General features: G+C 59.0%; 18 protein-coding genes. 4 read left to right on the top strand and 14 right to left on the bottom strand.

All coding sequences use genetic code 11. The features are described from left to right. Positions 1-98: 98 nt before the first annotated feature. Genes AFL22_RS11620 through AFL22_RS11610 form a run of 3 tightly spaced genes read right to left on the bottom strand, consistent with a single transcriptional unit; the run spans position 99 to position 2,338 of the window. The gene (locus AFL22_RS11620; protein ID WP_010248978.1) at positions 99-1,202 is read right to left on the bottom strand and encodes a M20 peptidase aminoacylase family protein; all 1,104 of its coding nucleotides are present in this window, start codon (positions 1,200-1,202) and stop codon (positions 99-101) included. Positions 1,203-1,206: 4 nt separating this feature from the next. After that, positions 1,207-1,680 carry a YjiG family protein gene (locus AFL22_RS11615; protein WP_052271482.1) on the bottom strand — a complete coding sequence of 158 codons (474 nt, stop codon included), beginning with the start codon at positions 1,678-1,680 and terminating at the stop codon, positions 1,207-1,209. After that, the gene (locus AFL22_RS11610; RefSeq protein WP_033772583.1) at positions 1,670-2,338 is read right to left on the bottom strand and encodes a nucleoside recognition domain-containing protein; all 669 of its coding nucleotides are present in this window, start codon (positions 2,336-2,338) and stop codon (positions 1,670-1,672) included. The genes AFL22_RS11615 and AFL22_RS11610 overlap by 11 nt, the downstream gene beginning before the upstream one ends. 489 nt (positions 2,339-2,827) lie before the next feature. Between AFL22_RS11610 and ftnA the strand changes: the two genes are divergently transcribed. Next, a complete protein-coding gene (ftnA, locus tag AFL22_RS11605) occupies positions 2,828-3,334 on the top strand; it encodes a non-heme ferritin (protein ID WP_010248984.1) in 507 nt (168 codons plus the stop codon). Between the two features lie 60 nt (positions 3,335-3,394). On the opposite strand, the gene AFL22_RS11600 is transcribed toward ftnA, so the two are convergent. Together AFL22_RS11600 and AFL22_RS11595 are read right to left on the bottom strand one after the other, a co-directional pair. After that, the gene (locus tag AFL22_RS11600; protein ID WP_052271481.1) at positions 3,395-5,758 is read right to left on the bottom strand and encodes a glycoside hydrolase family 31 protein; all 2,364 of its coding nucleotides are present in this window, start codon (positions 5,756-5,758) and stop codon (positions 3,395-3,397) included. A 10-nt stretch (positions 5,759-5,768) separates the two neighbouring features. Then, a complete protein-coding gene (locus tag AFL22_RS11595) occupies positions 5,769-7,079 on the bottom strand; it encodes an MFS transporter (protein ID WP_010248988.1) in 1,311 nt (436 codons plus the stop codon). Here AFL22_RS11595 and AFL22_RS11590 point away from each other — a divergent pair. Together AFL22_RS11590 and AFL22_RS11585 are read left to right on the top strand one after the other, a co-directional pair. After that, positions 7,051-7,305, top strand: a complete 255-nt coding sequence (locus AFL22_RS11590) for a hypothetical protein (protein WP_010671102.1) — start codon at positions 7,051-7,053, stop codon at positions 7,303-7,305. The two genes, AFL22_RS11595 and AFL22_RS11590, sit on opposite strands and share 29 nt — an antisense overlap. Continuing rightward, positions 7,302-8,366, top strand: a complete 1,065-nt coding sequence (locus AFL22_RS11585) for a LacI family DNA-binding transcriptional regulator (protein WP_010248992.1) — start codon at positions 7,302-7,304, stop codon at positions 8,364-8,366. The genes AFL22_RS11590 and AFL22_RS11585 overlap by 4 nt, the downstream gene beginning before the upstream one ends. A 26-nt stretch (positions 8,367-8,392) precedes the next feature. On the opposite strand, the gene AFL22_RS11580 is transcribed toward AFL22_RS11585, so the two are convergent. The 6 genes from AFL22_RS11580 to AFL22_RS11555 all read right to left on the bottom strand — a co-directional run bounded on the left by AFL22_RS11580 (position 8,393) and on the right by AFL22_RS11555 (position 17,056). After that, on the bottom strand, positions 8,393-11,242 hold the full coding sequence (locus AFL22_RS11580) for a bifunctional diguanylate cyclase/phosphodiesterase (RefSeq protein WP_052271480.1): 2,850 nt from the start codon (positions 11,240-11,242) through the stop codon (positions 8,393-8,395). A gap of 118 nt (positions 11,243-11,360) precedes the next feature. Then, positions 11,361-12,509 (bottom strand): MBL fold metallo-hydrolase, encoded by a 1,149-nt coding sequence (locus AFL22_RS11575; RefSeq protein WP_241773184.1) that lies wholly within the window; start codon positions 12,507-12,509, stop codon positions 11,361-11,363. Then, complete coding sequence (locus tag AFL22_RS11570) at positions 12,497-14,164, bottom strand: iron ABC transporter permease (RefSeq protein ID WP_241773183.1); 1,668 nt, start codon at positions 14,162-14,164, stop codon at positions 12,497-12,499. The genes AFL22_RS11575 and AFL22_RS11570 overlap by 13 nt, the downstream gene beginning before the upstream one ends. 74 nt (positions 14,165-14,238) lie before the next feature. Then, positions 14,239-15,240, bottom strand: a complete 1,002-nt coding sequence (locus AFL22_RS11565) for an ABC transporter substrate-binding protein (RefSeq protein WP_010248999.1) — start codon at positions 15,238-15,240, stop codon at positions 14,239-14,241. 15 nt (positions 15,241-15,255) lie between these two features. Beyond that, on the bottom strand, positions 15,256-16,323 hold the full coding sequence (locus tag AFL22_RS11560) for an ABC transporter ATP-binding protein (RefSeq protein ID WP_052271478.1): 1,068 nt from the start codon (positions 16,321-16,323) through the stop codon (positions 15,256-15,258). A gap of 133 nt (positions 16,324-16,456) precedes the next feature. After that, positions 16,457-17,056, bottom strand: a complete 600-nt coding sequence (locus AFL22_RS11555) for a cupin domain-containing protein (RefSeq protein ID WP_052271477.1) — start codon at positions 17,054-17,056, stop codon at positions 16,457-16,459. Between the two features lie 331 nt (positions 17,057-17,387). Between AFL22_RS11555 and AFL22_RS11550 the strand changes: the two genes are divergently transcribed. Beyond that, the gene (locus AFL22_RS11550) at positions 17,388-17,870 is read left to right on the top strand and encodes a YlaC family protein (RefSeq protein WP_010249002.1); all 483 of its coding nucleotides are present in this window, start codon (positions 17,388-17,390) and stop codon (positions 17,868-17,870) included. Here AFL22_RS11550 and AFL22_RS11545 read toward each other — a convergent pair. The 3 genes from AFL22_RS11545 to AFL22_RS11535 all read right to left on the bottom strand — a co-directional run bounded on the left by AFL22_RS11545 (position 17,867) and on the right by AFL22_RS11535 (position 23,793). Then, the gene (locus AFL22_RS11545) at positions 17,867-19,270 is read right to left on the bottom strand and encodes a PLP-dependent aminotransferase family protein (protein WP_010249003.1); all 1,404 of its coding nucleotides are present in this window, start codon (positions 19,268-19,270) and stop codon (positions 17,867-17,869) included. The two genes, AFL22_RS11550 and AFL22_RS11545, sit on opposite strands and share 4 nt — an antisense overlap. A 125-nt stretch (positions 19,271-19,395) precedes the next feature. After that, complete coding sequence (locus AFL22_RS11540; protein ID WP_052271476.1) at positions 19,396-21,558, bottom strand: EAL domain-containing protein; 2,163 nt, start codon at positions 21,556-21,558, stop codon at positions 19,396-19,398. A gap of 153 nt (positions 21,559-21,711) precedes the next feature. Then, positions 21,712-23,793, bottom strand: coding sequence for a bifunctional diguanylate cyclase/phosphodiesterase (locus AFL22_RS11535; protein ID WP_052271475.1), 2,082 nt, complete (start codon positions 23,791-23,793; stop codon positions 21,712-21,714). Positions 23,794-24,219: the final 426 nt, after the last annotated feature.

Genomic DNA, 24,219 nt, shown 5'->3' with positions numbered 1-24,219 from the left:
CGGCCTACAGGGAGAGGGGCAGGATTTCAGGGGCGGGGAATCGGGGAACGGTGGATGCCACAACAAAGCGGGACGGGTCTGCACCCGCCCCGCCTCCGTTATCCCAGCACCTTTCTGACGCAGGCTTTGAAGATCTGCACACCAATCTCCAGCGAGTCGAGATCAAAATGCATGTCGGGATGATGCAATCCTGGCGTCAGGTTGGTGCCCAGTCCCCAGAAGCCCGCTTTAACACCCGGACGCTTCACCGGATAGTAGAAAAAGTCCTCGCTGCCTGGCGTGGTCCGGGTTGACAGCGCGCCCTCTTCGCCCAGCACCTCGACGATCGCGGCGCGGATCACCGCCGTCGCCTCATCATCAATCTCGGCGGCGGGCATCTCTTTTAATACGCGGACCTCGGCGCTGGCACCCAGTGCCGCCACGCTGTGAGTAATGGCGCGCGTGACCTGCTCTTTCAGCAGCGTCATCGGCCCGTTCTCCTGCGAACGCAGATCCCAGACTACGCGGGCTTCATCCGGCACCGAGTTGGTGACACCGGCGTCGCACAGGAAGCGGGTCGCTTTGACGCTCCAGGTCAGGCCGGGCGAGAGGTGGATGGCGTTGACCGCCTGAACCGCCTGTACGGCAGCATCCAGCGCATTCACCCCCAGGTGCGGACGCGCCGCATGGGCGGGCTGGCCTTTGATGGTCGCTTCCAGCGTGCTGCAGGCTGAGTAGAGCACCGCAGGCACCGCCTGTCCGACCACGCACTCCTCCAGCGGACGCAGATGGAACCCCAGAATCATCTCCACATCATCCAGTGCGCCACCTTCGATCATTGAGAGCGCACCGGCGCCCAGCTCCTCGGCGGGCTGGAACAGGATCTTCAGCCGGCCACGTTTCACCGCGCCCTCCTGCAGCAGAGCCGTCGCCGCCGTCAGCACGACCGAAGAGTGACCGTCGTGACCACAGGTGTGGCGCGCACACGGCACGCCATCAATGATGTGCCCCAGCGCATCCATATCCGCGCGCAGCGCCAGCACCGGACCCGGCACACCGCTGTCGATCTCGGCCACAATGCCGGTGGTGTTATTGATATTGCGCGTCACCTTCAGGCCCGCTTTCTCCAGCTGATCGGCGATGTAGGCCGAGGTTTTCACCTCCTGAAAGCCCAGCTCCGGAATTTCGTGCAAATAGTGGTAATGCTCTAATACCTCAGACACAGCGTTACTCCTGAATAAACAGACGCATAACAGACATTGCGATCAGCGCGTTGATGATGCTCACCAGCATCAGCAGCGGCCAGTATTTTTTTGGCTCATCGGCCACGCCCAGCAGCCGTCCCATATATTGCAGCTGCGATCCCATCAGGAAAATCGCCGGGGCCAGAATCGTGATATCCGCGCCGGTCAGCAGCCCTTTGGTCAGCAGACTCACCGCTACGCCGGTACCCGCCGACGATGAGAGCCAGGCGGTGAGCAGCACCGTAATTGCCTCGCCCGGCAGGCCGAACAGCCCCATCACTGGCGCAAAAACGTGCCCGAGAAACTGCATGATGCCGAGCAGATTGAGCACTTCTGCCAGCACATAGGCCATCACCACATTTGGCATCAGGTTGTGAATGGCAATGTGAAAGCCTTTACGCGCGCCGGTCACAAACACATCAAAGGGATTACTGCTGGTCGTGATTTTATTTTCCATCGGCGAAATCCTTTTTATAAACACTGTTTAACACAGCGCGCGTTATCGCCGCACCGACAAATTTCAGCACGAACATTAATAACAGCGGAATAATAATCGGCAGCGTCATTGAGGCGAATAGCGCGGAGCCGATGGCGAAGTAATTATTGATTAAGCCGGCACCGGAATATTGCCAGGCACTCATCACCACCACCTCTTTTTTACCGATCTGTTTCTGGTCGGCCATCTCTTTGGTTAATGCCGCGCCCGCGTCGGTACTTTGCAGGTCGGTGATTAACGCCAGACCGCAATGGCCCGGCAGCCCCATCAGCGGCTTAAGCAGCGGCGTCAGCAACCGATGCGCCGCGCGAATCGCGCCGTAGTGGGTGAAGATTTCCAGCACGCCCAGCGCCAGCATCACCGTGGGCGTCAGCGACAGCGCAAACAGGAAACCCGCTTTGGCACTGAGTCCGCCTGCGCCAAGAAAGGTGTTGCTGGCGGGATCTTTCATGGTGCCAAAGCTGCCGCCCAGCGTGGTGAAGTCAAAGGCGCCCAGCCATGAAAGACCCTCGACGTTATAAAACAGCCCTGAGAAAAACAGGATGGCAAAAATTAACGCGACATAACTGCCTTTGGTCGCCGTCATTTTTACCGGACTAATAACACTTTCATCTGACATTATTTTCTCCTGATAACCTGGCTTGCCGCCTGTTCCCTGCCGTGGCAAGTTTCAATATATGGAACTGAGTTCTAAGCATGATTTATGCCAGAGCCGATTGGCGCGCGATGATTAATGGCCCTGCTGTCACCTCTGGGCGTTTAATCCACGCCATGCCTGTTATGGCTCTGCGAAATATCTTTTTCTGACGGCAACGTGATATTTCCGGCGCGTCATCAGATGACCGCTATTTCTCCAGCTTCAGCGGCGATTGCACCAGCAGGATAGCGACCGGGCGCACTATCATGGTGCTGAAATTCTGATTTTGTTGCCCGATAAGGAGTGATGCAGAATGAGAATCGCTCGTATTCAATTTGTGAAATAATTCTATTTAAATCAATCAGATAAATTAGCTGTTTTTGCGGAAAAGCCTTCGCTTTACTAACATATTTGATGCATAATTCACCGACTATACCTGTTTATTTAACATCTTCTTAAAAGGACTCGGCCATGCTGACTGCTGAAATGACTGGGCGTTTAAACGACCAGCTGAACCTGGAATTTTTCTCTGCCAATCTTTATCTGCAAATGAGCGCCTGGTGCAGCGATAAAGGCTTTGAGGGTGCCGCTTCCTTCCTGAAGATGCATTCACGCGAAGAGATGCAGCATATGCAGCGTCTGTTTGATTACCTGAGCGATACCGGCGGCATGCCGGTGCTGGGTACCATCGCAGCGCCGCCAGTCTCTTTCACCTCGCTGAATGAAATTCTGCAGCAGGCGCTGGAGCATGAGCAGCTGATCACCAGCAAAATCAATGAACTGGCCCATGCTGCCATGACCTCACAGGATTACTCTACCTTCAACTTCCTGCAGTGGTATGTTGCCGAGCAGCATGAAGAAGAGAAACTGTTCAAAACCGTGCTGGATAAACTGGCGCTGGTCAGCAACAGCGGCAACGGTCTGTTCCTGGTCGATAAAGATCTGGGCCGCATGAGCACCGAGAACCACGCAGAATAATGTTTATCGGCCCCTTTTCGGGGCCGATCTTATTGCCGTCTTGCTGACACCACTGCACCGCTATTCCAGCCGGTAACTCGCGGCTTTCCCGCCATTCACCCACAGTTCACGGCTTTCCCCCGCAGGCAGTAACAGCGCGATCTCCCGCCAGGCTGGCTGGTAATCTCCACGTTTTTCCACCGTCAGGTCGATACGCGTGGCGCTGCTGCAGAGCGTCCAGCGAAGCCATATCGCATTCCCCTGTTGCCAGCCGTGGCTCTCGCCATCGTCATCAAACATTTCGCCTTGAGTCTGCACGCCTTCGGGGGCAGGCCATAGCTGCCATTGCCGCACCGTATCACGCCGCGCATCGGTGGTGCTTTCGCACTCGCCCAGCGGGATCACCGCACCGGCCCTTACCAGCAGCGGCAGCCGATCCAGCGGCGCATCCAGCGTGATGGTCTCGCCGCCCGCAAACGCCTTGCCGCTGTGCCAGTCATACCAGCCGCCGCGGTTACGGGGCAGATAGACTTCACGACTGCGCGCGCCCTGCTCCACTACGCTGGCGACCAGCAGATCGCGCCCCAGCATAAAGTCATCACACTCCTGATAGGTCAGCGGATCCTGCTCGTGATCGAGGAAGGTCGGGCGCAGCATCGGCTCATCTTCCACACTGGCCTGCCACGCCAGGTTATAGAGGTAGGGCATCAGGCGATAGCGCAGCCGGATCGCCTCGCGGATCATCGGCGTGACCTCCGGGTACATCCAGGGCTCGTTTACCGTGTGATCGTCATTCCAGGAGTGGATAGTAAAGCGCGGGTGCATAACGCCATTCTGAACCCAGCGCACAAACAGCTCGGCATCCGGCTTATCGCCCGAGAAGCCGCCGACATCGTGCCCGACGTTAAACAGCCCGGAGAGGCTCATCCCCAGTCCCATGCGGATGTTGTAGCGCAGCGTTTGCCAGCTGGTGCGGTTATCGCCGCTCCAGGTCTGTACATAGCGCTGCATCCCGGCGCAGCCGGAACGGGAGATCAGATAAGGGCGTTTGTCCGGTGCAAACTGCTGCTGGGCTTCCATTGAGGCGCGCATCATCAGCAACGGCATTACCGGCCGGATATGCTTGATGGCGATCGGCTGACCAAAACCGTGACAGCGCGCTTCGCCATCCCACACCTCATATTCGTTGTTGTCATTCCAGGTGGAATCGATGCCCTTTTCCAGCAGCTGCCGGGTGACATTCTCCTGCCACCAGCGCACCGCCTGCGGATGAGTGAAGTCGAGGTGCGATCCTTCATCGTCCCAGAACACCGACCGCTCAGGACGATCCTGCTCAGAGTCACGAATAAACAGCCCCTGCGCGGCCACTTCCTGATAGCGCGGATGATCCTGCAGCAGGCAGGGTTTGATGTTGGCCGCCAGCTTCATTCCGGCAGTATGAAACGCGTCGCTCAGCGCATTGGGATTCGGGACTTTGTCGTAGTTCCAGTTGAAGACGTAGCGCTTGTTGTTAATCGAGGTGTAACCCGATGAGAGCTGGAACGAGTCGCAGGGAATTTCATGCTCGCGACACAGACGGATAAAGGATTGCAGCTGCTGTTGTGCGTCGGGCGCGTCGGTGTAGTGCATGGTGGACCCGCTGTAGCCCAGGCTCCACTTCGGCTGAAACAGGGTGCGACCGGTCAGACGCACAAAGGCTTTGGTGACGTCGAGCAGCGTCGGGCCCAGCATCATGTAGTAATCGAGATCGCCCGCCTCGGCGCGGTAACGGCGATAAGGGAGATGGTAGTTATCCAGCTCATTCCCCAGATCGAGCCAGCTGCTGCTCAGGTTGTCATAGAACAGGCCAAAACTGACGCCATCGCGCTGCGTCAGGGTAAACGGAATATGTTTATAGAGCGGATCGGTGCTGGCGGCGTTGTAGCCCATGGCGTCCAGATTACGCATCTCAAAACGGCGGTTAACGCGGTTCAGGTCGCCGCTCTTCTCGCCCAGGCCATAAACCCGATCCTGCGGCTGGCGACGCTGATAGTGCTCGACTCCATCACCGTGCGCATTGAGCAGATAGGCACCGGTGTGACGGTCGGCGGCCAGCGGCTGCCAGCTCTCACCATCAAACTGCTCCCAGCTCAGGCAGAGCGGCTGATGCACCGTGACACGCAGCCGTTGCGTGCTGATGCGCAACTGCTGCGCATCGTGTTCAACCTTAAATGCCGGCAGCGTAAAGCCATCCAGCGCCTCACGATCCCGCCCCTGCCAGGGCACGTCGTTGACAGGCGCAATGCTCCAGGTGCGGTTCAGCGCCAGCTCACCGTCGCGCTTCAGCAGCACGCGCATCAGCTTATCCTCCAGCACGTAAAGCCGCAGGAAGTGACGATCTTCGACCTTGAGTTCAACAAAGTGATCGGCCTGCTGATGCAGCGTCCAGTTCTTCAGGGTTTTCATCACGATATCCTTATGGGTTAGCAGGGCGCTGGCGGCGTTCGGCGACCAGCATCACCAGGAAAACGGCACCAATCAGGTCAAAGAAGCCCATCGCCACAAACAGCGGATTGAAGCCGATGGTATCGGCGGTGACGCCGATAATCAGCGAGAAGATAAAGCTGGCGATCCAGGCGCAGGAGCCGCGCATGCCGTTGACCGTGGCCATCTGGCGGCGATCAAAACGCTCCACCACCAGCGCGCTCAGCATGCAGGAGATCACCTGATGGCCGAAGCCACCGACGGAGATCAGGGCGATCGCCAGCCAGGGATCTTTTACCAGCGTCATCAGCGCCAGGGAGACCATCAGCAGTGCGCCGGTCACCGAACTGGCGACAATCGAATTCACACGGGTGAGACCAAACCAGCGCACATAGATTTTGGTCAGATAGCCGCTGGCGACGCTGCCGAGGTCGGCGGCCAGAAACGGCAGCCAGGCGAACATCACGATCTGTTTGAGATCCATGCCGCGCTCATTGGCCAGATAGAGCGGTACCCAGAAGCTCAGTACCGCCCAGGCTGGTTCTGCCAGAAAAGCCGGGATGGCGATGCCGTAGAATTTCTTCTCTTTACCAATCACTTTCAGCGCGGTGAAGAACGGCAGTTTTTCCCCGATCGCTTCGTTGTCCTGATTAATAAAGGCCCGCTCTTCATCAGAGAGACGAGGATGGCTCTCGGGCGAGTGATAGCCCCACCACCAGAGTGCAACCCACAGCAGGCCCAGCCCGCCGGTCAGCAGAAAGGCGCCCTGCCAGCCAAACGTTATGTGCGCGACATAAATAATCGGTGGTGCCAGCATGGCACCAATCGAAAAGCCGACGCCCGCCCAGCCCGCCGCGACCGGACGCTCCTTTTTCGGAAACCAGTCACCGATCGCTTTGGCGTTAGCGGGCGTTGCCGCCGCCTCAGAGGCGCCCATGACAAAGCGCAGCAATGCCAGATGCAGCCAGCTTCCCGCACCGGCGTGCAGCAGACAGGTCACCGACCAGATCAGCGCACAGATCAGGAAGCCCATCTTCAGTCCGATCACATCGATCAGCCAGCCGCAGATTGGCTGAAACAGGGTATAGGCCAGCTGAAACGCCGCCACCACCCAGGAGTACTGTTCGGTCGTCATGTGCAGACTGTTTTTAAGTTCCGGTGCCAGAATGCCGAGCGAGTTGCGGGTGATGTAGTTGACGGTTACACCCAGCAGGAACATTCCCAGCATCCACCAGCGTAAATTTTTAATCACGCGCACCGTGCGGGATGCACTGATGGGTTTGGTTGTTGATTCGAGGCTCATTGTGCCACTCCTGATTGCCATTGATGACGCACACCGCCTGCTGGCGTACCGCGTGTCCTGTAACGAACTTAGAAAAGTGCGAAACGTGGGTACAGACACTTTTTTGCAACGCTTTTCATGGCAGGCTGAATCCCGGCAGAAAATGGCACTGAAACGCTTATCTGACGCGATTCAGCAGGTTATGAAAAATTTTTCATCAGCAGATTTGAAGGCGATCACAGAATGAAACAAAGGCTGAAAGTAAGCGAGATTGCGGCACTCAGCGGCGTCTCCATCAGTACGGTGTCGCGGGTGCTGGCGGGTAAAGCTAATACCCGGCCCGCCACCCGTGACAAAGTGCTGGCCGTGGCGCAGCAACAGGGCGTGCTAAACAACCTGCACAGTGGTCGCCTGCTGCTGAATAACCTGATGGTTTTTGCCCCGCCGCGCGCCTTTGATGTACGCAGTGACATCTTCTACTACAAAGTGATTCAGGGGATCAGCCAGGCGGTGGAGCCGCATGAGGTGCGGCTGCGCTACTGCCCGCTGGAGGAGGTGGAAAGTGATGCCGCGCTGTTTATCGACAAGATGCAGCAGACCGAAGCGGCACTGCTGATCGGCATTGATGATGAGCATATTCATCAGCTGGCGGCGGAGATGAACAAACCCTGCGTGCTGATTAACGCCCGCGATCGCCGAATGCGCCTGCCTTCGGTCTCGCCCCATCATCAGCTGATTGGTGAATTCTCAGCGCGCTACCTGTTTGAGCAGGGACACCGGCAGATCCTGTCGCTGCATTGCTTACGCCGCTACACCATGGAGCAGCGATTGCAGGGGGTGCGCGACGCCTGGCATGCCATGAACCTGCGGTTTGACAGCCGCCAGCATCTGCTGACCCTGAACAGCTTCAGCAGCAATGAAGCGGCGGAGCGGCTGAGTGAATATCTGCGCCACTGCCCTGATGCGCTGCGCCCGACCGCGATTCTCGCCAGCGGTGATTATATTGCGGCGGGCGCCGTCACTGCGCTGGAGCAGGCCGGTCTGCGGGTGCCGCAGGATATTTCGGTGATGAGTATGGATGGCTTTAACCTGGCCGCTATCCACGATATTCCGCTGACCTCGGTGCAGGTGCCGCGTGATGAGCTGGGCGCAGCGGCAGTGAGAATGTTGCAGGAGATGCGACTGAATCCCGGCACGCCCACCGGCAGCCTGCTGCTGAATGGCAGGCTGGTGGTGCGCGAGTCGGTGCGGCGCATTCGCGATAATCTCAGCCATGCGCCGGTCCAGCAGCATGGCCTCTATGATTAACACGGTATGGATTAACCCGGCGCGGATTAACCCAGCGTTTTCAGCCGCAGTTCCGACGGCTGAGGCCGTCCGAACAGGAAGCCCTGGAACAGGGTACAGCCCTCATCGCGCAGCTTAGCGAACTGCTCATCGCTCTCCACCCCTTCGGCAGTAATCTGGATATCCAGACTGCGACTCATGCCGGTGATGGCGCGGATAATCGCCAGCGCCTCGCGGCTGTCACCCATATCATTGATAAAGGATTTGTCGATTTTGATTTTGTCGAACGGGAAAGATCGCAGATAGCTCAGCGACGAATAGCCGGTGCCAAAATCATCCAGCGCAATCTGCACGCCCAGCGCCTTGAGATTTTGCAGGGTACGGATATTACCCAGCGAATCATCCAGCAGCACCGATTCGGTGATCTCAACCTCCAGCCGCGCCGGATCGAGACCCGACTCTTTTAGCGCACCTTCCACCACCGGCACCAGCGAGCTGTTTTTAAACTGCAGCGGTGAGAGGTTGACCGAGACCGACTGCTCCCCTTCCCAGCTCGCCGCTTCGCGACAGGCTTCGTAGAGTGCAAACGCCCCCAGCATATGAATCAGGCCGGTCTCTTCAGCGATCGGGATGAAGTCGTTGGGCATGATCAGCCCGCGAATCGGATGATGCCAGCGCATCAGCGCCTCATAGCCAATGATGGTGCGGTTATCGCCGTTGGTGATGGGCTGATAGTAGAGCCGCAGATGCCCGCCGCTAATCGCATCGCGCAGATCGTTTTCAATCAGGCGTCGACTGCGCGCCACATCGTCCATCTCCAGCGTGAAATGCTCATAGCGGTTGCGACCGTTACGTTTGGCTTCATAAAGCGCCATGTCCGCACAGCGCAGCAGCTGCTCCGGCGTATTGGTAATGATGGTGCTGAGCGCAATACCCACGCTGAGCCCGACCGACAGATTATGGCCTTCAACGTTGACCGGCGGGCGAATCGCCTCAATCAGGCGCTGCGCCACAATGCTCGCCTCTTCATTACTGGCCACCGAAGGCAGCACGATGGCGAACTCATCGCCTCCGATACGCGCCAGAGTATCCTGGTCACGCAGCGCGTTACGCAGACGCTTAGCCACACTGCGCAGCAACTCGTCGCCAATCTGGTGGCCCAGCGCATCGTTCACATTTTTAAAATTATCGAGATCAAGGCAGAGCGCGGCAGTCTGACGCTGTATCTGACCGGCAGTGCGCAAGGCTTCACTCAGACGCTGGCGGAACAGAATGCGGTTCGGCAGGCTGGTGAGATTGTCGTGGTGCGCCATATGGTGAATACGGGCATCAGCAGCGCGCTGGTCAGTGACATCTTCTACCAGCAGCATCAGGTAGTTACGTCGCGCATCCTGACCGTTAATCGCGGTGGCGCGGGTATGCAGAATGCGTTCGCCGCTGGCGGTCATCAGCAACTGCTCACGTTCATGCATGCCCTCACTGCGCAGCGCAACATCCGCCAGATTATTAAAGTAATCGCTGAGTTCGGGCGACATACATTCGTGCGGGCGCTTGTTGACGATCAGCGATTTCGACAGGCCAAACAGCTGCTGAGTGCGGTCGTTAACCAGCAGGATCTCGCGGGTGATCGCATCTTCAACAATCACGCAGGAGGGAATGTTGGCGATGATATTATCCAGGAATTTAGAGAGCGCGGTTTTCTGGGTGCTCTGGGCTTCAGCCAGATCCCGGGCGCGCAGCACCTGCTGCTCCTGCTCACGGCGTTCCGTGCGGTCGCGGGTGATCTTAGCGAAGCCAACCAGCTTACCGTCATCATCGTGGATCGCGTCGATGACCACATGCGCCCAGAAGGCGCTGCCATCTTTGCGGTAGCGCCAGCCCTCATCTTCAAAACGGCCGGTCTTAAGCGCGATACCGAGATTCGCTTCCGGGATGCGGTTCAGCCGCTCCTGGGAACTGTAAAACAGCGAGAAGTGCTGACCCACCACTTCATCCGCTTTGTACCCTTTGGCACGCTGCGCACCGGCATTCCAGTTCACCACCACGCCATCGACATCGAGCATATAGATGGCGTAATCGGTGACCCCTTCTACCAGCAGACGGAAACGCTGCTCCTGCTCCCGTTGCTGACTGCGGACGCGCTGCTGTTCGGTGCAGTCGCGGGTGATTTTAGCGTAGCCCAGCAGCTTACCCTGATCGTCGCGGATCGTGTCGATCACCACATGCGCCCAGAAGGCGCTGCCATCTTTGCGGTAGCGCCAGCCCTCATCTTCAAAGCGGCCGGTGCGATAAGCGGTTTGCAGGTTCTGCTCCGGGACACGGTTCAGGCGATCCTGGGCGCTGTAGAAGCGGGAAAAATGCTGGCCGACAATCTCTTCCGCCACATAGCCTTTGGCGCGCTGTGCCCCGGCATTCCAGTTCACCACGTTGCCGTCATGATCGAGCATATAGATGGCATAATCGGTAACGCCCTCCACCAGCAGGCGGAAGCGCATCTCCTGCTCCCGCTCCTTGCGCTGCTGCTCCTGCTGCTGAGTGCAGTCGCGGGTAATACAGGCGTATCCCACCAGCAGACCGGCGTCATTGCGTATCGGATCGATCGTCTCATGCGCCCAGAAAGCACTGCCATCTTTGCGATAGCGCCAGCCTTCGCTTTCATGGTGTCCGGCTGTGGCAGCCATATCCAGTCCACGCTGCGGCAGGCCCCGGCGGCGATCTTCTTCGCTATACAACAGGGCGAAGCTGCAGCCAATCATCTCGTCTGGCGTATAGCCTATCGTGCGCTGAGCACCCTGATTCCAGCTGCCGATGATACCGTCAGGTTTTAGCATAGTGATGGCGTAATCATTCACGCTTTGTACCAGCATGCGATAGATGACATCAGAGTTATTATCCATTGTGATTAGCCTGCTGCTCTGTAGCCGGATGACGGCTTAGGAATGTTCTTAATAGCGTGCGCAGACTACAGCCGAAAAGAGCTGAGATGACAAGCGCATTAAGAAGATTAATCAGTGTTTATAAGGGGTTTATCGGCAGCGGCGAGTAAATGTTCAATGACTCCGCGGTGGCGGCGCGTAAGGCGACCCGCTCCCAGCGCGAGGAGAGCGAATAACGGTGCTGCCAGCAGAGCATTGCCGGACTTTGGCTCATCAGCTGCTGGCACTCTTGCGGCGCGACAAACGCCGGGATCACTTTCTGGGCCGCCGTCTGTCTGATCAGCGCCAGCTGATCGTCGAGTGGCGGATGCACATTCCACGGCAGCCAGCGTGCCATGCCGGATTGCAGCATCTCAAAGGCACGAGTGCCGCTGGAAACGTGACTGCTGAAGATCAGACGAAAGTCGGGCTGATGGCTGAGCTGCGCCGCCAGCCCGCTGTCAGCCACCGCATCCGCCGCGACAATTACCGTATCCGGTCGCCAGCGGTCGGGTGTTGCGACGCGTAATAACCGGGCCAGCGCCAGCATCGCCGCGGCGGGCAGGCTGTTGAGCGCCAGCAACTGCGCCACCTCTTCGCGCACCTGGGGACACATCACCACCGGCAGCCCGCGAGCGCTGAGCTGCAGGGCCATCTCAGGGCCGCGCCCGTGCAGCGGCGCGGTGACCACGGCGCCCCCTTGTGCCGCCAGGGCCAGCGCGTCGATCTGCTGCGCCAGTCGCTGATTGCGGTCGCCATAGGAACCATCGGTAATCAACAGCCGTGCGCGTGGCGGGCAATCAAACGGCAACAGCAGCGATTCGCGACTCCAGTCGCCCATATAGGTGATGCCACCCGCAATCGGCAGATGGAACCAGATCGATCCTGGCGAATGCCCGCTGCGACCGGTAAAGAGATTTAGCGGCCCCAGCGCGCACTGGCCGCGCAATGGCAGGATGCGTCGCGCCTGAGCCGGCACGCCAGCCTCGCCCAGCTGCTGCCAGGTAATCTCACTGGCATAGACCGGCGGTGAACCGATGTCGGCCCAGCTATCCAGCGCCGCCGCGTGATCCACATGGGAATGGGTCAGGCAGAGCGCATCGACCTGGCCGATGGCGTCCATTGCGGGCCGGACGCCCGGCTCCGGCCCGGCACCTAAATCCCATAACAGACGATATCCCTCTATCTCCAGCAGGAAAGCGGCAGGCAGTTTTCCGCCGACGCCGCTGATCACCGTCAGGCTTGCCATGGCAGGACTCCCTGCGGCAGACGGCGCGTCAGCCGTGAGGCCAGCAGCATTAAGCCCAGCACGATCCCAATCATCAGGCATCCGACCGCCGCCGCCAGCGGCGCCGATCCGCCTTCGTCCAGGAAAATAATGGTCGGGCCAAGCGTCTGGGTTTGCGCGGTAACCAGCAGCACTGAAACCTGTATTTCATTCAGCGCGGTGAGGAACACCAGCAGCGCACCGGCCAGCACAGAAGGTGCCGCCAGCGGTAGCAGGATGTCAGTCATCCGCCGCATCAGACCCGCGCCGCATAAGCGCGCCGCCTCATCCAGTGACGGTTCGATTTGCGCGAACCCGGCCAGCGTCGGCCTTAACACCAGCGCCAGGAAATTGGCCAGATAGGCCGCGAGAATAATCCACACCGTTCCGTAAAGAGAAAATCCCAGCAGCGGCAGCGGCCGCAGGAAAAACAGCATCGCCGCCACGCCGGTGACAATGCCGGGCAGCGCATAGGTCAGCTCGCTGGCGAATCCCAGCCCCCGCACCAGCCGGGTACGATGCCAGCTGAGAAAGAAAGCCAGGAACAGTGCCATGACGCTGAGCAGCAGCGCCGTCAGGCCGGTGAGCCACAGGCTGGTAAAGAACGCCTGCCGTATCGCCGGATAGCCCCACAGCGCCTGCTGAAAATTCTCCAGCGTCAGGGTTTGCCAGTTCAGAGCCTGACCGAAACCGCGGGTTAAGGCGGTGGTCAGCAAGGCGCTGAGCGGCAGCAGCAAGGTGATCACCATCCACAGCCAGGCGATGATTTCGCCCGGCAGTCGCGCGCGCCGCAGCGGCTGGTGCCAGGGTCGTGGCGATCCGCTGACCCGGACATCGCGTCGTCCGCCCAGCCAGCCGCTAATCAGCATCCCGGCGAGGGTGATCAGCGCAATCAGCATCGAGTAGACGGCGGTATTGGGCAGCGCACCGGGGCCGAGGGTATTGAGCTGCTGATAAACCAGCGTAATCAGCGTCGGCACCCGCGCCGGAATACCCAGCATCGCCTGGATACCGAAATTCCCGACCGCAGCGACAAACGCCAGCGCCGCCCCGGCGAAGATCGCGGGGCGCGCCAGCGGCAGGATCACCGTGAACAGAATCTGCCGGGGTGATGCGCCGCTGATGCGGGCCGCCTCCACCAGTTCGGCGGGGAGACGACGCAGGCCAGCCCGCACCGTGAGGAACACCAGCGGCGCATTGTGCAGGCCCAGCAGCAGCACCATGCCGGTCGCGGAATAGAGCGGTTGCTGACCGGGTGCCAGCCATGTCCCGCCCAGCGCATTCACCGCTGTGGCCAGCAGACTGCCCGGTGCCAGCGCCTGTATCCAGGCCAGCGCAGTTACCTGCGGCGGGATCATCAGCGGCAGGATAAAGGCAAATACCCAGGCCGCTTTGGCACGCAAATCGGTGAGCGCCACCAGCCAGGCAGCCACCGTTCCCAGCAGCAGCGACATCAGCGTTGCGCTGATGCCGATCGCCAGGGTATTCAGCGTGGCACTGAGTACCCGCCGGCTGGTCAGCAATCTCAGCAGGCGATCGCTATCCAGCATGCCATCCGGTGCCAGCGCGGTTCCCATCAGCCGGGCAAAGGGTGCCACCGACAGCAGGCCGATCACCAGCACCAGTATGCCCAGCACCAGCGGTTCCGCCCGCCATCTGCGATGCCTGGCGGCCTGGCCTCTTCGCCATTCGTTACCCAGCACGCTCACGATCAGCCGCCAAACAGTTCAGTAAAGGTTTCGCGGACCTGAGCATCCTCGGCCACCGCTTGTGCCACATCCGGCGTCAGCAGCGTGATTTGCTCAATCGGCGCAAAGCCACCGGGTGCCGCCACGCGGGCATCGACCGGCCGGTTGCCCTGCTTCGCCACCAGCTGCTGCCCCGCTTCCGACAGCATGAAATCAACAAAGGCTTTGGCGGCCGGCAGATTATGCGCCGACTTCATGATCGCCACCGGCTCGGTCACATAGGAGACGCCCTCCTGCGGATAGACCAGATCGATGGGCGATCCCTGCTTTTTGGCGCGGATAATATCGGCATCCGTGATCACGCCATACTTATCCATGCCGCTGGCAACCGCTTTCAGCGCCGGTCCATTGCCGCCCTGTGGCGCAATGCCGATAGCGGCCAGTTGCTGATAGAACGCCCAGCCAATCGACGGAGTATGGATATCGGTATGCAGCTTATAGAGCGCCGCACCGGAATAGAGGGGACTGGGGACCGCAATCTGGCCTCTGTTTTCTTCTACTGCCAGCGCTTTCCAGCTACTGACCGGCTTCGCACGCTGGGTGTTATAGGCGATCACCGTGGCGATAATTTTGGTGCCGAAAAAGGTTTTATCCGCATCGTAATAGGCAGGCTTCAGGTGGCTGACCGGGGCGGCCGGATATGAATAGAGCTGCCCCTCTTTCTTGAGTGCGCCCAGATTGATCGCGTCGGCCACCAGCAGCACATCGGGTTTGACCTGGCCGCTCATCATCTCAGTGCGCAGCACGTTCATCAGTTGAGTGGTGCCGTTGCGGGTCCACTCCACCTCCACCGCCGGATACGCGGCCTTAAACGCATCGATGGTCTGTTGCGCAATTTCAGGTGCCTGCGACGTGTAAACCACCAGCTTGCCGCCGGGCGCGTCGGCCGCCTGCAACAGGGTTGAGGCCGCGAGGCCCGACAGCAACAACAGCGCGTGAAGCGGAGTACGAAAAGCCGTTTTCATGGTTTCTGAAACCCTTTATGCAGGAAGAATCCAGCCGTCATCGACGGCGACGCCGACGGTGTCATCCACCGCCAGTAATGCAGCATCATTAAGCGTCAGCGACAGGCTGACATCCGGTTGATTAAGCGGTCGAAGGTTGATCTGATGGTAGCCACCGCGAAAGATGATGCGCTCAACGCGGGCGGCAAACTGCCGCTCTCCCTCAGCGGCGAGGTGAAAACTGACGCTGTGGAAGCTGGCTTTGCCGTGTGGCAGAGGGCGCTGGTGAGGCGAGCAGCGCAGCAAAACCCGCAGCCCGCAGAGCGTGGCGGTCGCCTGACCCGGATCGAGCGGCTCAATGTCGCTGACCGGCAGCACCCGCCCCTCATCAATAAAGGTCGCCACCATCTCATTAGCCGGTTCGCGCCACAGGGTCTGCGGGCTGGCGAACTGCATCACTCTGCCGTGTTCGAGCACTACGATGCGGTCGGCCAGTGCCATCGCTTCGCGTTGATCGTGGGTGATATAGAGTAAGGTGGCGCCGCTGTGGCGATGGAAGCGGCGGAACTCCTCTTCCATGGTGGCGCGCAGATGGACATCAAGGTTAGCCAGCGGCTCATCCAGCAGCACCAGCGTCGGCCGTGCCACCAGGCAGCGTGCCAGCGCCACGCGCTGGCGCTGACCGCCGGATAGATCGGCGGGTCGGCGGTCGGCGAAGCGATCCAGCCCGACCAGCGTCAGGGCCTGGGTGGTGCGCAGTTCGCGTTCTGCGCGCGCCACACCGTTCACCTTCAGGCTGTAGCCGACGTTCTCCGCGACCGTCATATGCGGCCACAAAGCGTAGTTCTGGAACACCACGCCGAGCTCGCGGGCTTCCGGCGGCAGGTGCAGCCCGTCTGCGGCAACCTGACGTTCACCGATGCAGATTTCACCGCTGTCGAGCGTTTCAAAGCCGGCCAGCAGGCGCAGCAGGGTGGTTTTGCCGCAGCCAGAAGGCCCAAGAACGGCGACAAACTCGCCCTGGTTAATCTGTAATGAAATCGCGTCCAGTACCGGCTGCGCGCCGAACGCTTTGCTCAGTCCGGTTAACGATATTGCCGCCATCTTACTCTGCCTTTGCCGTTAACATGCTGGGCAAAACGCTACGACAGTTTGATGACAGCCCGGTGACAGCCAGGCTTACGGGACGCGAAAGCCGGGCTGGCTGAGCGGCATCGGGGCGTGCTCGCCCCGTGGCTTACTGCTGGGCGGTGAGCGCCGCAATCGGCTGCCAGATCTCGCTTAATGCGCCCTCTTTGCCGGTAAAGGGATCCTGCGTCGGCAACGGCACTTTTTTTACCTGCTCCTGGGCCATTTTCAGCTTCGCGGGCTCATCGCGCAGCGTCTCCGGCGACATCCCGTGCGGATAGGCGCCTATCACCATAAAATCTTCGCTGGCGCTGACCTGCCGATGGCCGACACCCGCCGGAATCAGGACTGCATCGCCTGCGCGCAGGGTCACCATGCGGCCACTGTCGCCGCCAAACAGCACTTCCGCCCAGCCTTCAGCGACGCCCAGCAGTTCATGGGTATTGGGATGATAATGGGTGTATGGGAAGATCGGATAGCGCCAGGCGGGTGGCCAGCCGTTCTCCTCAAAGGTTTTCTCAAACCACGTGGCGATCTCCTCCTCTTCCGGCACCACGCGCGGCCAGATAATCAGAGGTAACGGGTTATTGGGTACACCGCCCGACGGGCTGGCGAGCATCAGATGCTGAGGATTGTCAGAGGCCCCGGCCGAGAAGGTGCCAGCGGCAAAGGACATCATTAATAGCAGACTGGAGGATGAGGCACGCATACAGGTTCTCCGATGTTTTTCTAAGTGTGGCAAACCCGCGGCACAATGCAATGTGCGCCAGACGACACAATTGAGATAATTGACTGATATTGCTGACTAAAGCCAAATGTGTCGTTAACTATAGGGTCGGAGTGTGCCTGCGCGACGGCGGATAGCGGTTCTTACTGCGGCAAAGTGTTGCAAAATGTCAGGCGGAAAGTCACACAGGCGCAGCAGCCCGACGCCCCGGTCACTGTCGTATAAACTGTTATATAAAAAAAGCACAGATCTGTTTCTGATATGCTTGACTGTTATCTGTTGTAATAGCTAACAGATGACAGTGAGGTAACAAATGGACGCTATTAAACAAATCCTGATTGACGAGATCGCCCTGCTTAACCGCGAAGAACGTCGCGACAATTTGCCGCGTTTCAGCCTCTCGTTTCTGAAGAACCACCCTGGTCTCTGGGCAGTAATGTATCTCTGCTACGGCCTGTGCGTGGCGCTGATTTTCACCACCGAGATGCTCGGCTGGCCCGCCTTCTGGTTTGCCACCGTGTTTGTGCTGGTGATGAGTGTGCTGATGCTGCTGGATATCAACCCGAAATATCGCTTTGAAGATATCGATGCCCTCGATCTGCGTGTTTGCTACAACGGCGAGTGGTATTACATTCAGCCGGTGCGCGAACAGGCAATCTCACGCATTCTGTCGCTGCCTGAGACACCAGAACGCGTGAAGAGCGGTATCCAGCGTCTGCTGACGCAAAAAGGGGAAGTGGACTTCTATGATGTCTACTACCTGACCTGGGGCCATCAGGAAGCGGCGCGGGTTTAATCCGCCTGCCCTTCCGCCATCAGCTGACCCAGCTTCACGATTGCCGCCTCGGCCCGACTATCCCACGGCCAGGCGGTATTTAACCTGAAGCAGTGCCTGAACTGCTCACCTGCCGAAAATAGCTGCCCCGGTGCAATACTGATCCCCTGAGCCAGCGCCCGCTGATAGAGCCGGGTCGTATTGATGCTTTCTGGCAGCGTCACCCAGAGAAAATAGCCGCCGCGCGCTTCGCTGACCGTGGCCTGCGGCGGCAGCACCTTCATTAACGCCTGGCGCACCATCTGCTGTCGCTTCGCCAGAATCTGTCGCAGCCGCTTCAGATGGGTGTCGTAACGCCGCGTGGCAAGAAAATCGGCCAGCGCCAGCTGCATCGGCGCACTGGTAGAGAGCGTGCTCATCAGTTGCAGCCGCTGAATACGCTGCGCATGCTGCCCCGCCGCGACCCAACCGACCCGAAATCCTGCCACCAGCGACTTTGAAAATGAGCCGCAGTGCAGCACGTTCCCCTGGCGATCCCAGGCTTTCGCCGGCAGCGGCGGCGCATCACCCGCCCAGAGTTCGGCATAGACATCATCTTCAATCATCGGCACCTGATAACGCGCCAGCAGGGCAACCAGCTGCTGTTTGCGTTCCGGCGTTAAGGTTACGCTCAGGGGATTCTGCAGTGTGGTCATCAGCCAGCAGGCTTTCACAGGCCAGCGCTGCAGTGCCTCCTCCAGCTGGACGAGGTCGATGCCATTTCTGGCGTCGACCGGAATCGCCAGCGCCTTGAGCTTAAGCCGCTCTATCGCCTGCAGCGCGCCATAAAAACTCGGCTGTTCAATCACCACATAATCGCCCGGCTCGGTAAGAGATTGCAGACTGAGGTTCAGCGCCTCCAGCGCCCCGCTGGTGATGACAATTTCATCCGGCGACAGGGTGATGCCCTGACGCGCATAGCGCTGCGCCAGCAGCTGTCGCAGTGTGGCGTTGCCAGGCGGCAGATTGTGCAGCGCATCGGTTGGGGTCAGATGATGAGAGACGTTAGCCAGCGAGCGCATCAGCTGGCGCTGCGGAAAGAGTGCGGGATCGGGAAAGGCGGAGCCAAACGGCACGATGGCCGGATCGCGCGTGGCCTGCAGCACATCAAACACAAAGTCGTTGATATCGACCTGTTCACTGATCGCCACGCTCAGCGGCGCGGGTGCTAAGGCACGCGGTGCAACGTAGTAACCCGACTGTGGACGGGAGACGATCCAGCCCTGACTCTCCAGCAACTCATAGGCATGCAGCACCGTCATCAGGCTGACGCCTTGCTGCGCGACCTGCTGACGCAATGACGGCAGACGGGTGCCCGGCAGCCAGATGCCGGCCTCTATCTGCTGCTGAATCTCATCCATCAATCGCTGGTATTTCGCCACGGGTGACCTCTCCTTGTTTGACCGTGAATAGTCTGACCGCGAGACTTTACCACGCACGGCGACCAATGACAGGCGGCGCGAATCGCTTTATCCGATTGCGCTGATTCTTCACGGCTTCAGGCAGGTCAGATCACAGCGACCTGCGGCGTCAGCGGCTGCCCGGCTTCGGCTTCGGCTTCGGCTTCGGCATTAAGACTCACTTCCGCAATCGCCTCTTCAATTTCTGCCACCACATAATCAGCCAGTTCCGGCACCCGCTCCGGGGGAACCGGCTTGCCCAGCAGATAACCCTGCAGCGTATTACAGCCCAGGCTGGTCAGGAAGGCCTGCTGCTCAGCGGTTTCAACGCCTTCGGCCACCACTTTCAATTGCAGCGACTGCGCCAGCGCCACTATCGCCGACACGATGGTGGCATCTTCTGTGTGATGCTGCAGCTCGTTCACAAAGGCCCGGTCAATCTTGAGTTCACTGGCCGGTAGCCGTTTCAGATAGAGCAGGCTGGAGTAGCCAGTGCCAAAGTCATCAATTGAAGCTTTAACACCGAGCTGGGTCAGCTCAGTCAGAATACGCACGCTCTCATCGGGATCACGCATCGCGGTGGTTTCCGTCACCTCCAGCGTCAGCAGTTCGGCCGGAATCTGATGTTTTTCCAGCGCATCCACCACCGTCTTCACCAGATTCGATTGCTCAAACTGCAACGCCGACAGGTTCACCGCCACCGACCAGTGCGGATGGCCCTGCAGATGCCACTGGCGCAGCTGGCGACAGGCTTCATGGATTACCCAGTTGCCGATATTGACTATCATTCCGGTCTTTTCTGCCATTGGCAAAAATTTATCGGGCGACAGCAGGCCGCGCTGCGGATGCTGCCAGCGCAGCAGCGCCTCAAAACCGAGAATCGGACCGCTCGGCGCGCAATATTTTGGCTGATAGAACAGGCGCAGTTCATCATGATCCAGCGCCTGCCAGAGATCGTTATTCAGCTGAAGCTGGCTCTGGGCCTGAATGTTCATTGAAGGCTGAAAGAAGGTGTAGCCGTTGCGGCCATTATTTTTGGTGTGGTACATCGCCGCATCGGCGTTGAACATCAGTTCGCGCTCATCCACGCCATCGCCGGGATAGACCGCGATGCCAAGACTCAGCGATACCACCAGCTCATAGCGTGAGATATCAAACGGGCGATCCACCGCTTTGACCAGCTTATCGGCGATGGCCGCCGCATCATTGGGATCGTCGATCTCTACCAGCAGCACAAACTCATCACCGCCGAGCCGCGCCAGCGTGAAGTAGCCGGTCATCTGCTCGCTCATGCGCTCGGTCACGCCGACCAGCAGACTGTCGCCAATGTGGTGCCCGAACGCGTCGTTGACCGCCTTAAACCCATCGAGATCCATAAACATCAGGGCAAACTGCCTCTGCTCACGGTTCGCTTTGTTAATCGCCTGCTCCAGCCGATCCTCCAGCAGGATGCGGTTGGGCAGCCGCGTCAGGTTGTCATGCAGCGCCAGCTGTGCCAGCTCGCGATTGGCTTCAGCCAGCGAACTGGCGAGAATCGAGGTACGCGCCTGCATCCGCGCATCCAGCATCGACACCAGCAAGGTAATGCCCAGAATCGAAATAGTGACCACCGTGACCAGAATCGCCAGCCAGTTGCTGTTGACGCCCTGCCCGACCGGATGACTGTGGACGGGAAACTCTGCCGCCATCATGCCGGTGTAGTGCATGCCGGCAATAGCACAGCCCATCACCACCGATGCGCCAATGCGCAGCAGGGTGACCCGACTGGTCTGTCCTTCCCGCAGGTTAAACGCCAGCCACAGCGCTGTGCCAGAGGCGGCCAGGGCGATCGCTACCGACAGCGCCACCCAACCCCATTTCCAGACGATACCGGGGGAGAACATCAGCGCCGCCATGCCGGTGTAGTGCATCGCGACTACGCCGCTGCCGAGGATCAGCGCGCCGCCCGCCAGGCGCGGCAAAGGCAGATCGCCATTGCAGACCAGCCACAGCGCAAATATCGACGCACAAACCGCGATGGCCGCAGAAAAGGCGGTGAGCCCGGCGTTGTAGCTCATGACCATCTCCATGTTCATCGACAGCATGCCGATAAAGTGCATCGCCCAGATGCCGATGCCCATGGAAAAACCGCCGCCGAACAGCCAGACCAGCGCAACTTTGCCGGTTGAATGCACCACCCGTCCCGCCATATCTAAGGCGGTGAACGAAGCCAGCATCGCGACAAGAACGGAGACGATGACGATAAAAGAGTCGTATGAGGTCGCTAACATAGTGCATTCCCGCGAAAGCAGAGCTTGTGGTTGGGCAGAGGGTTTTAAAATTATTCTCTTAGTTATCGGCACAGCCCGGCGGTTAATGAGCCGCGAACCCTGCATCCTTCCACTCATTCTGAGTGATGAAATCTATCGTTGCTGTCAGCGCTATCAGCCGGACAGTGACGCCACCGGCTGTCGCAGTGAGGGAAAACTCAACGCCTCAACCCGGTCCGCTGGCGTCGGCTTGCCCAGCAGATAGCCCTGCAACGCATCAAAGCCTAAGCTGGTGAGCAAATGCTGCTGCTCTTCAGTCTCCACCCCTTCCGCCACCATGCGCAGATTGAGGCTCTGCGCCAGGGTCAGCATGGCGCTGACTACGGTCGCATCTTCACTGCCGGGCCGCAGGCAGTTGATAAAGCTGCGATCAATTTTGAGTTCACTGGCATCCAGATCTTTGAGATGCAGCAGGTTGGCATAGCCGATGCCGAAGTTATCAATCGCGACGCTGACACCCGCCTGCTGCAATTCACGAATGCGCTGCTGGCTGAAAGCGGGATCGCGCATGGCAATCGCTTCAGTGATCTCCAGCATCAGCGCGCTGCCTGGCAGCTGGTAACGCGCCAGGGTCTGCGTCAGGATAGTCAGCAAATCACGCTGGTGAAACTGCAACGCGGAGAGATTCACCGATACCGTCCAGTCACTGTGGCCCTGGCTGTGCCATATCCTGAGCTGACGGCAGGCCTCCCCGATCACCCAGTTACCCAGCGCAATAATCTGACCGGTTTTTTCGGCGCGCGGCAGAAACAGCTCAGGCGTCAGTAAACCGCGCTGCGGATGCTGCCAGCGCAACAACGCTTCGAATCCCATTAACCTGGTGCCGCCGGAACAGAATTTGGGCTGATAGAACAGCCGCATCTGCTCGCGCTCTATCGCCTCCCACAGATCGTTCGCCAGCTCCAGCTGATGCTGCGTCGCGGCGCTCATGGCCGGTTCAAACAGGCACCAGCCGTTTCGTCCGCTGTGTTTGGTGTGGTACATCGCCGCATCAGCATTAAACAATAGCTCCTGCCGGTTGCGACCGTGCAGCGGAAAGATCGCAATGCCCGCGCTGAGTGAAACGTGCAGCACATAGCGGTCAAGTTCAAACGGCGAACTGATGACTTTAACCAGTTTTTGCGCCAGCTGGCGGGCTGCGCTGATATCGCACTCAGCCATCAGCACAAATTCATCGCCTCCCAGACGCACCAGCAGCATCGTGTTGCTGAGCTGGCTACAAAGCCGTTCCGCCACTGCCACCAGCAACCGGTCACCGACGTGATGTCCCCATGTGTCATTGACCGCTTTAAAGCCATCGAGATCCATATAGATCACGGCAAAGCGATGCTCATTAAGCATCGCCTGTTTAATGGCGAGATCGAGCTGCTGCTCCAGCATTACACGATTGGGCAGCGTGGTCAGGTTGTCATGCATCGCCAGCTGACGCAATTCCTGGTTAGCGCGATTGAGGCGGGTCGCCAGACGCGCGGCGCGCAGCTGCGCATCCAGCATCGAACTCAGCAGAGTGATACCCAGAATAGTCAGGGTAATCAGCGTCACCCACACCGCCAGGCCCGCATTACTGACGCCGTGCGGCTGCATCATACTGCTGTGGCTGAACTCTGCTGCCGCCATACCTACATAGTGCATACCGGCGATGGCGATGCCCATGACCAGAGAGGCCAGCCCACGCATCAGCATCAGATGATGATCGCCCTGGCGCAGATGAAAGGCCAGCCACAGCGCCAGGCCAGAGGCCGCAAACGCAATCAGCACAGAGAGCGCCACCAGCAGCGCATTCCACTCCGGTTGCGGTTCAATCAGCAGGGCATACATACCAAGATAGTGCATGACCACCACACCCGCGCCCAGGATCAGCGTGCCGCGCAGCAGCCGCTGGCGGGTGAGATGCAAGCCACCCACCGTCTGGCCAAAAGCCAGCACAGACGCCAGGATCGCCACCAGCAGCGAGAGGATCGTCAGCCGCGTGTCATAGCGCATTATCATCGGCAACATCATCGCCAGCATCCCGATAAAGTGCATTGACCAGACGCAAATCCCCATTGCGATGCCGCCCACCAAAAGCCAGAACCGGGCGCTCCAGCCACGGGATACCGCCACTCGTCCGGCGGTATCCAGGGCTGTAAAAGAGGCAATGAACGCCACGATCAGCGAAACGCAGATCAGGACGCTATCCCAGGTGACAGGCAACATGTGCAACTCCTCACCACCCGCGGAGAAACGGGTGCTGTGTACAGTCTGATAAGTGATCTGAAAACACCCGATGGGTGAAAGTGATTAAATTTCGGTATTTTCTGGTCCTGAAGGTCAGGCAAAACGCGCCCGCCGACGCTGGCCATTTATAACCTGCATCTTATTAACCGCCCGCAGAGCAAGCCGGTAAACCGTTATTATGTCTGATTGGTACAGGAACATATAACCGAAGCAGAAAGCATGCCAGATACCGAAAAAACAAAGAATTTTGTTTTATCGCCTCGTCTTCGCGCCTTGCTGTTACTGGGTTATCGGCCGGAGTGACGTTTTGATTAATCAAAAATAAATAGCAAGGCTTCGCGTAACGCTTTAACTGATCTATAGTAAGTAAAACTGATATAAATCAGCATTCTTAAGTCTAAGATT

The organism is Pantoea sp. CFSAN033090, from assembly GCF_001264395.1.
In the GTDB taxonomy this organism is placed as follows: domain Bacteria; phylum Pseudomonadota; class Gammaproteobacteria; order Enterobacterales; family Enterobacteriaceae; genus Pantoea; species Pantoea agglomerans.
This window is presented reverse-complemented; position numbering and strand designations above follow the sequence as displayed.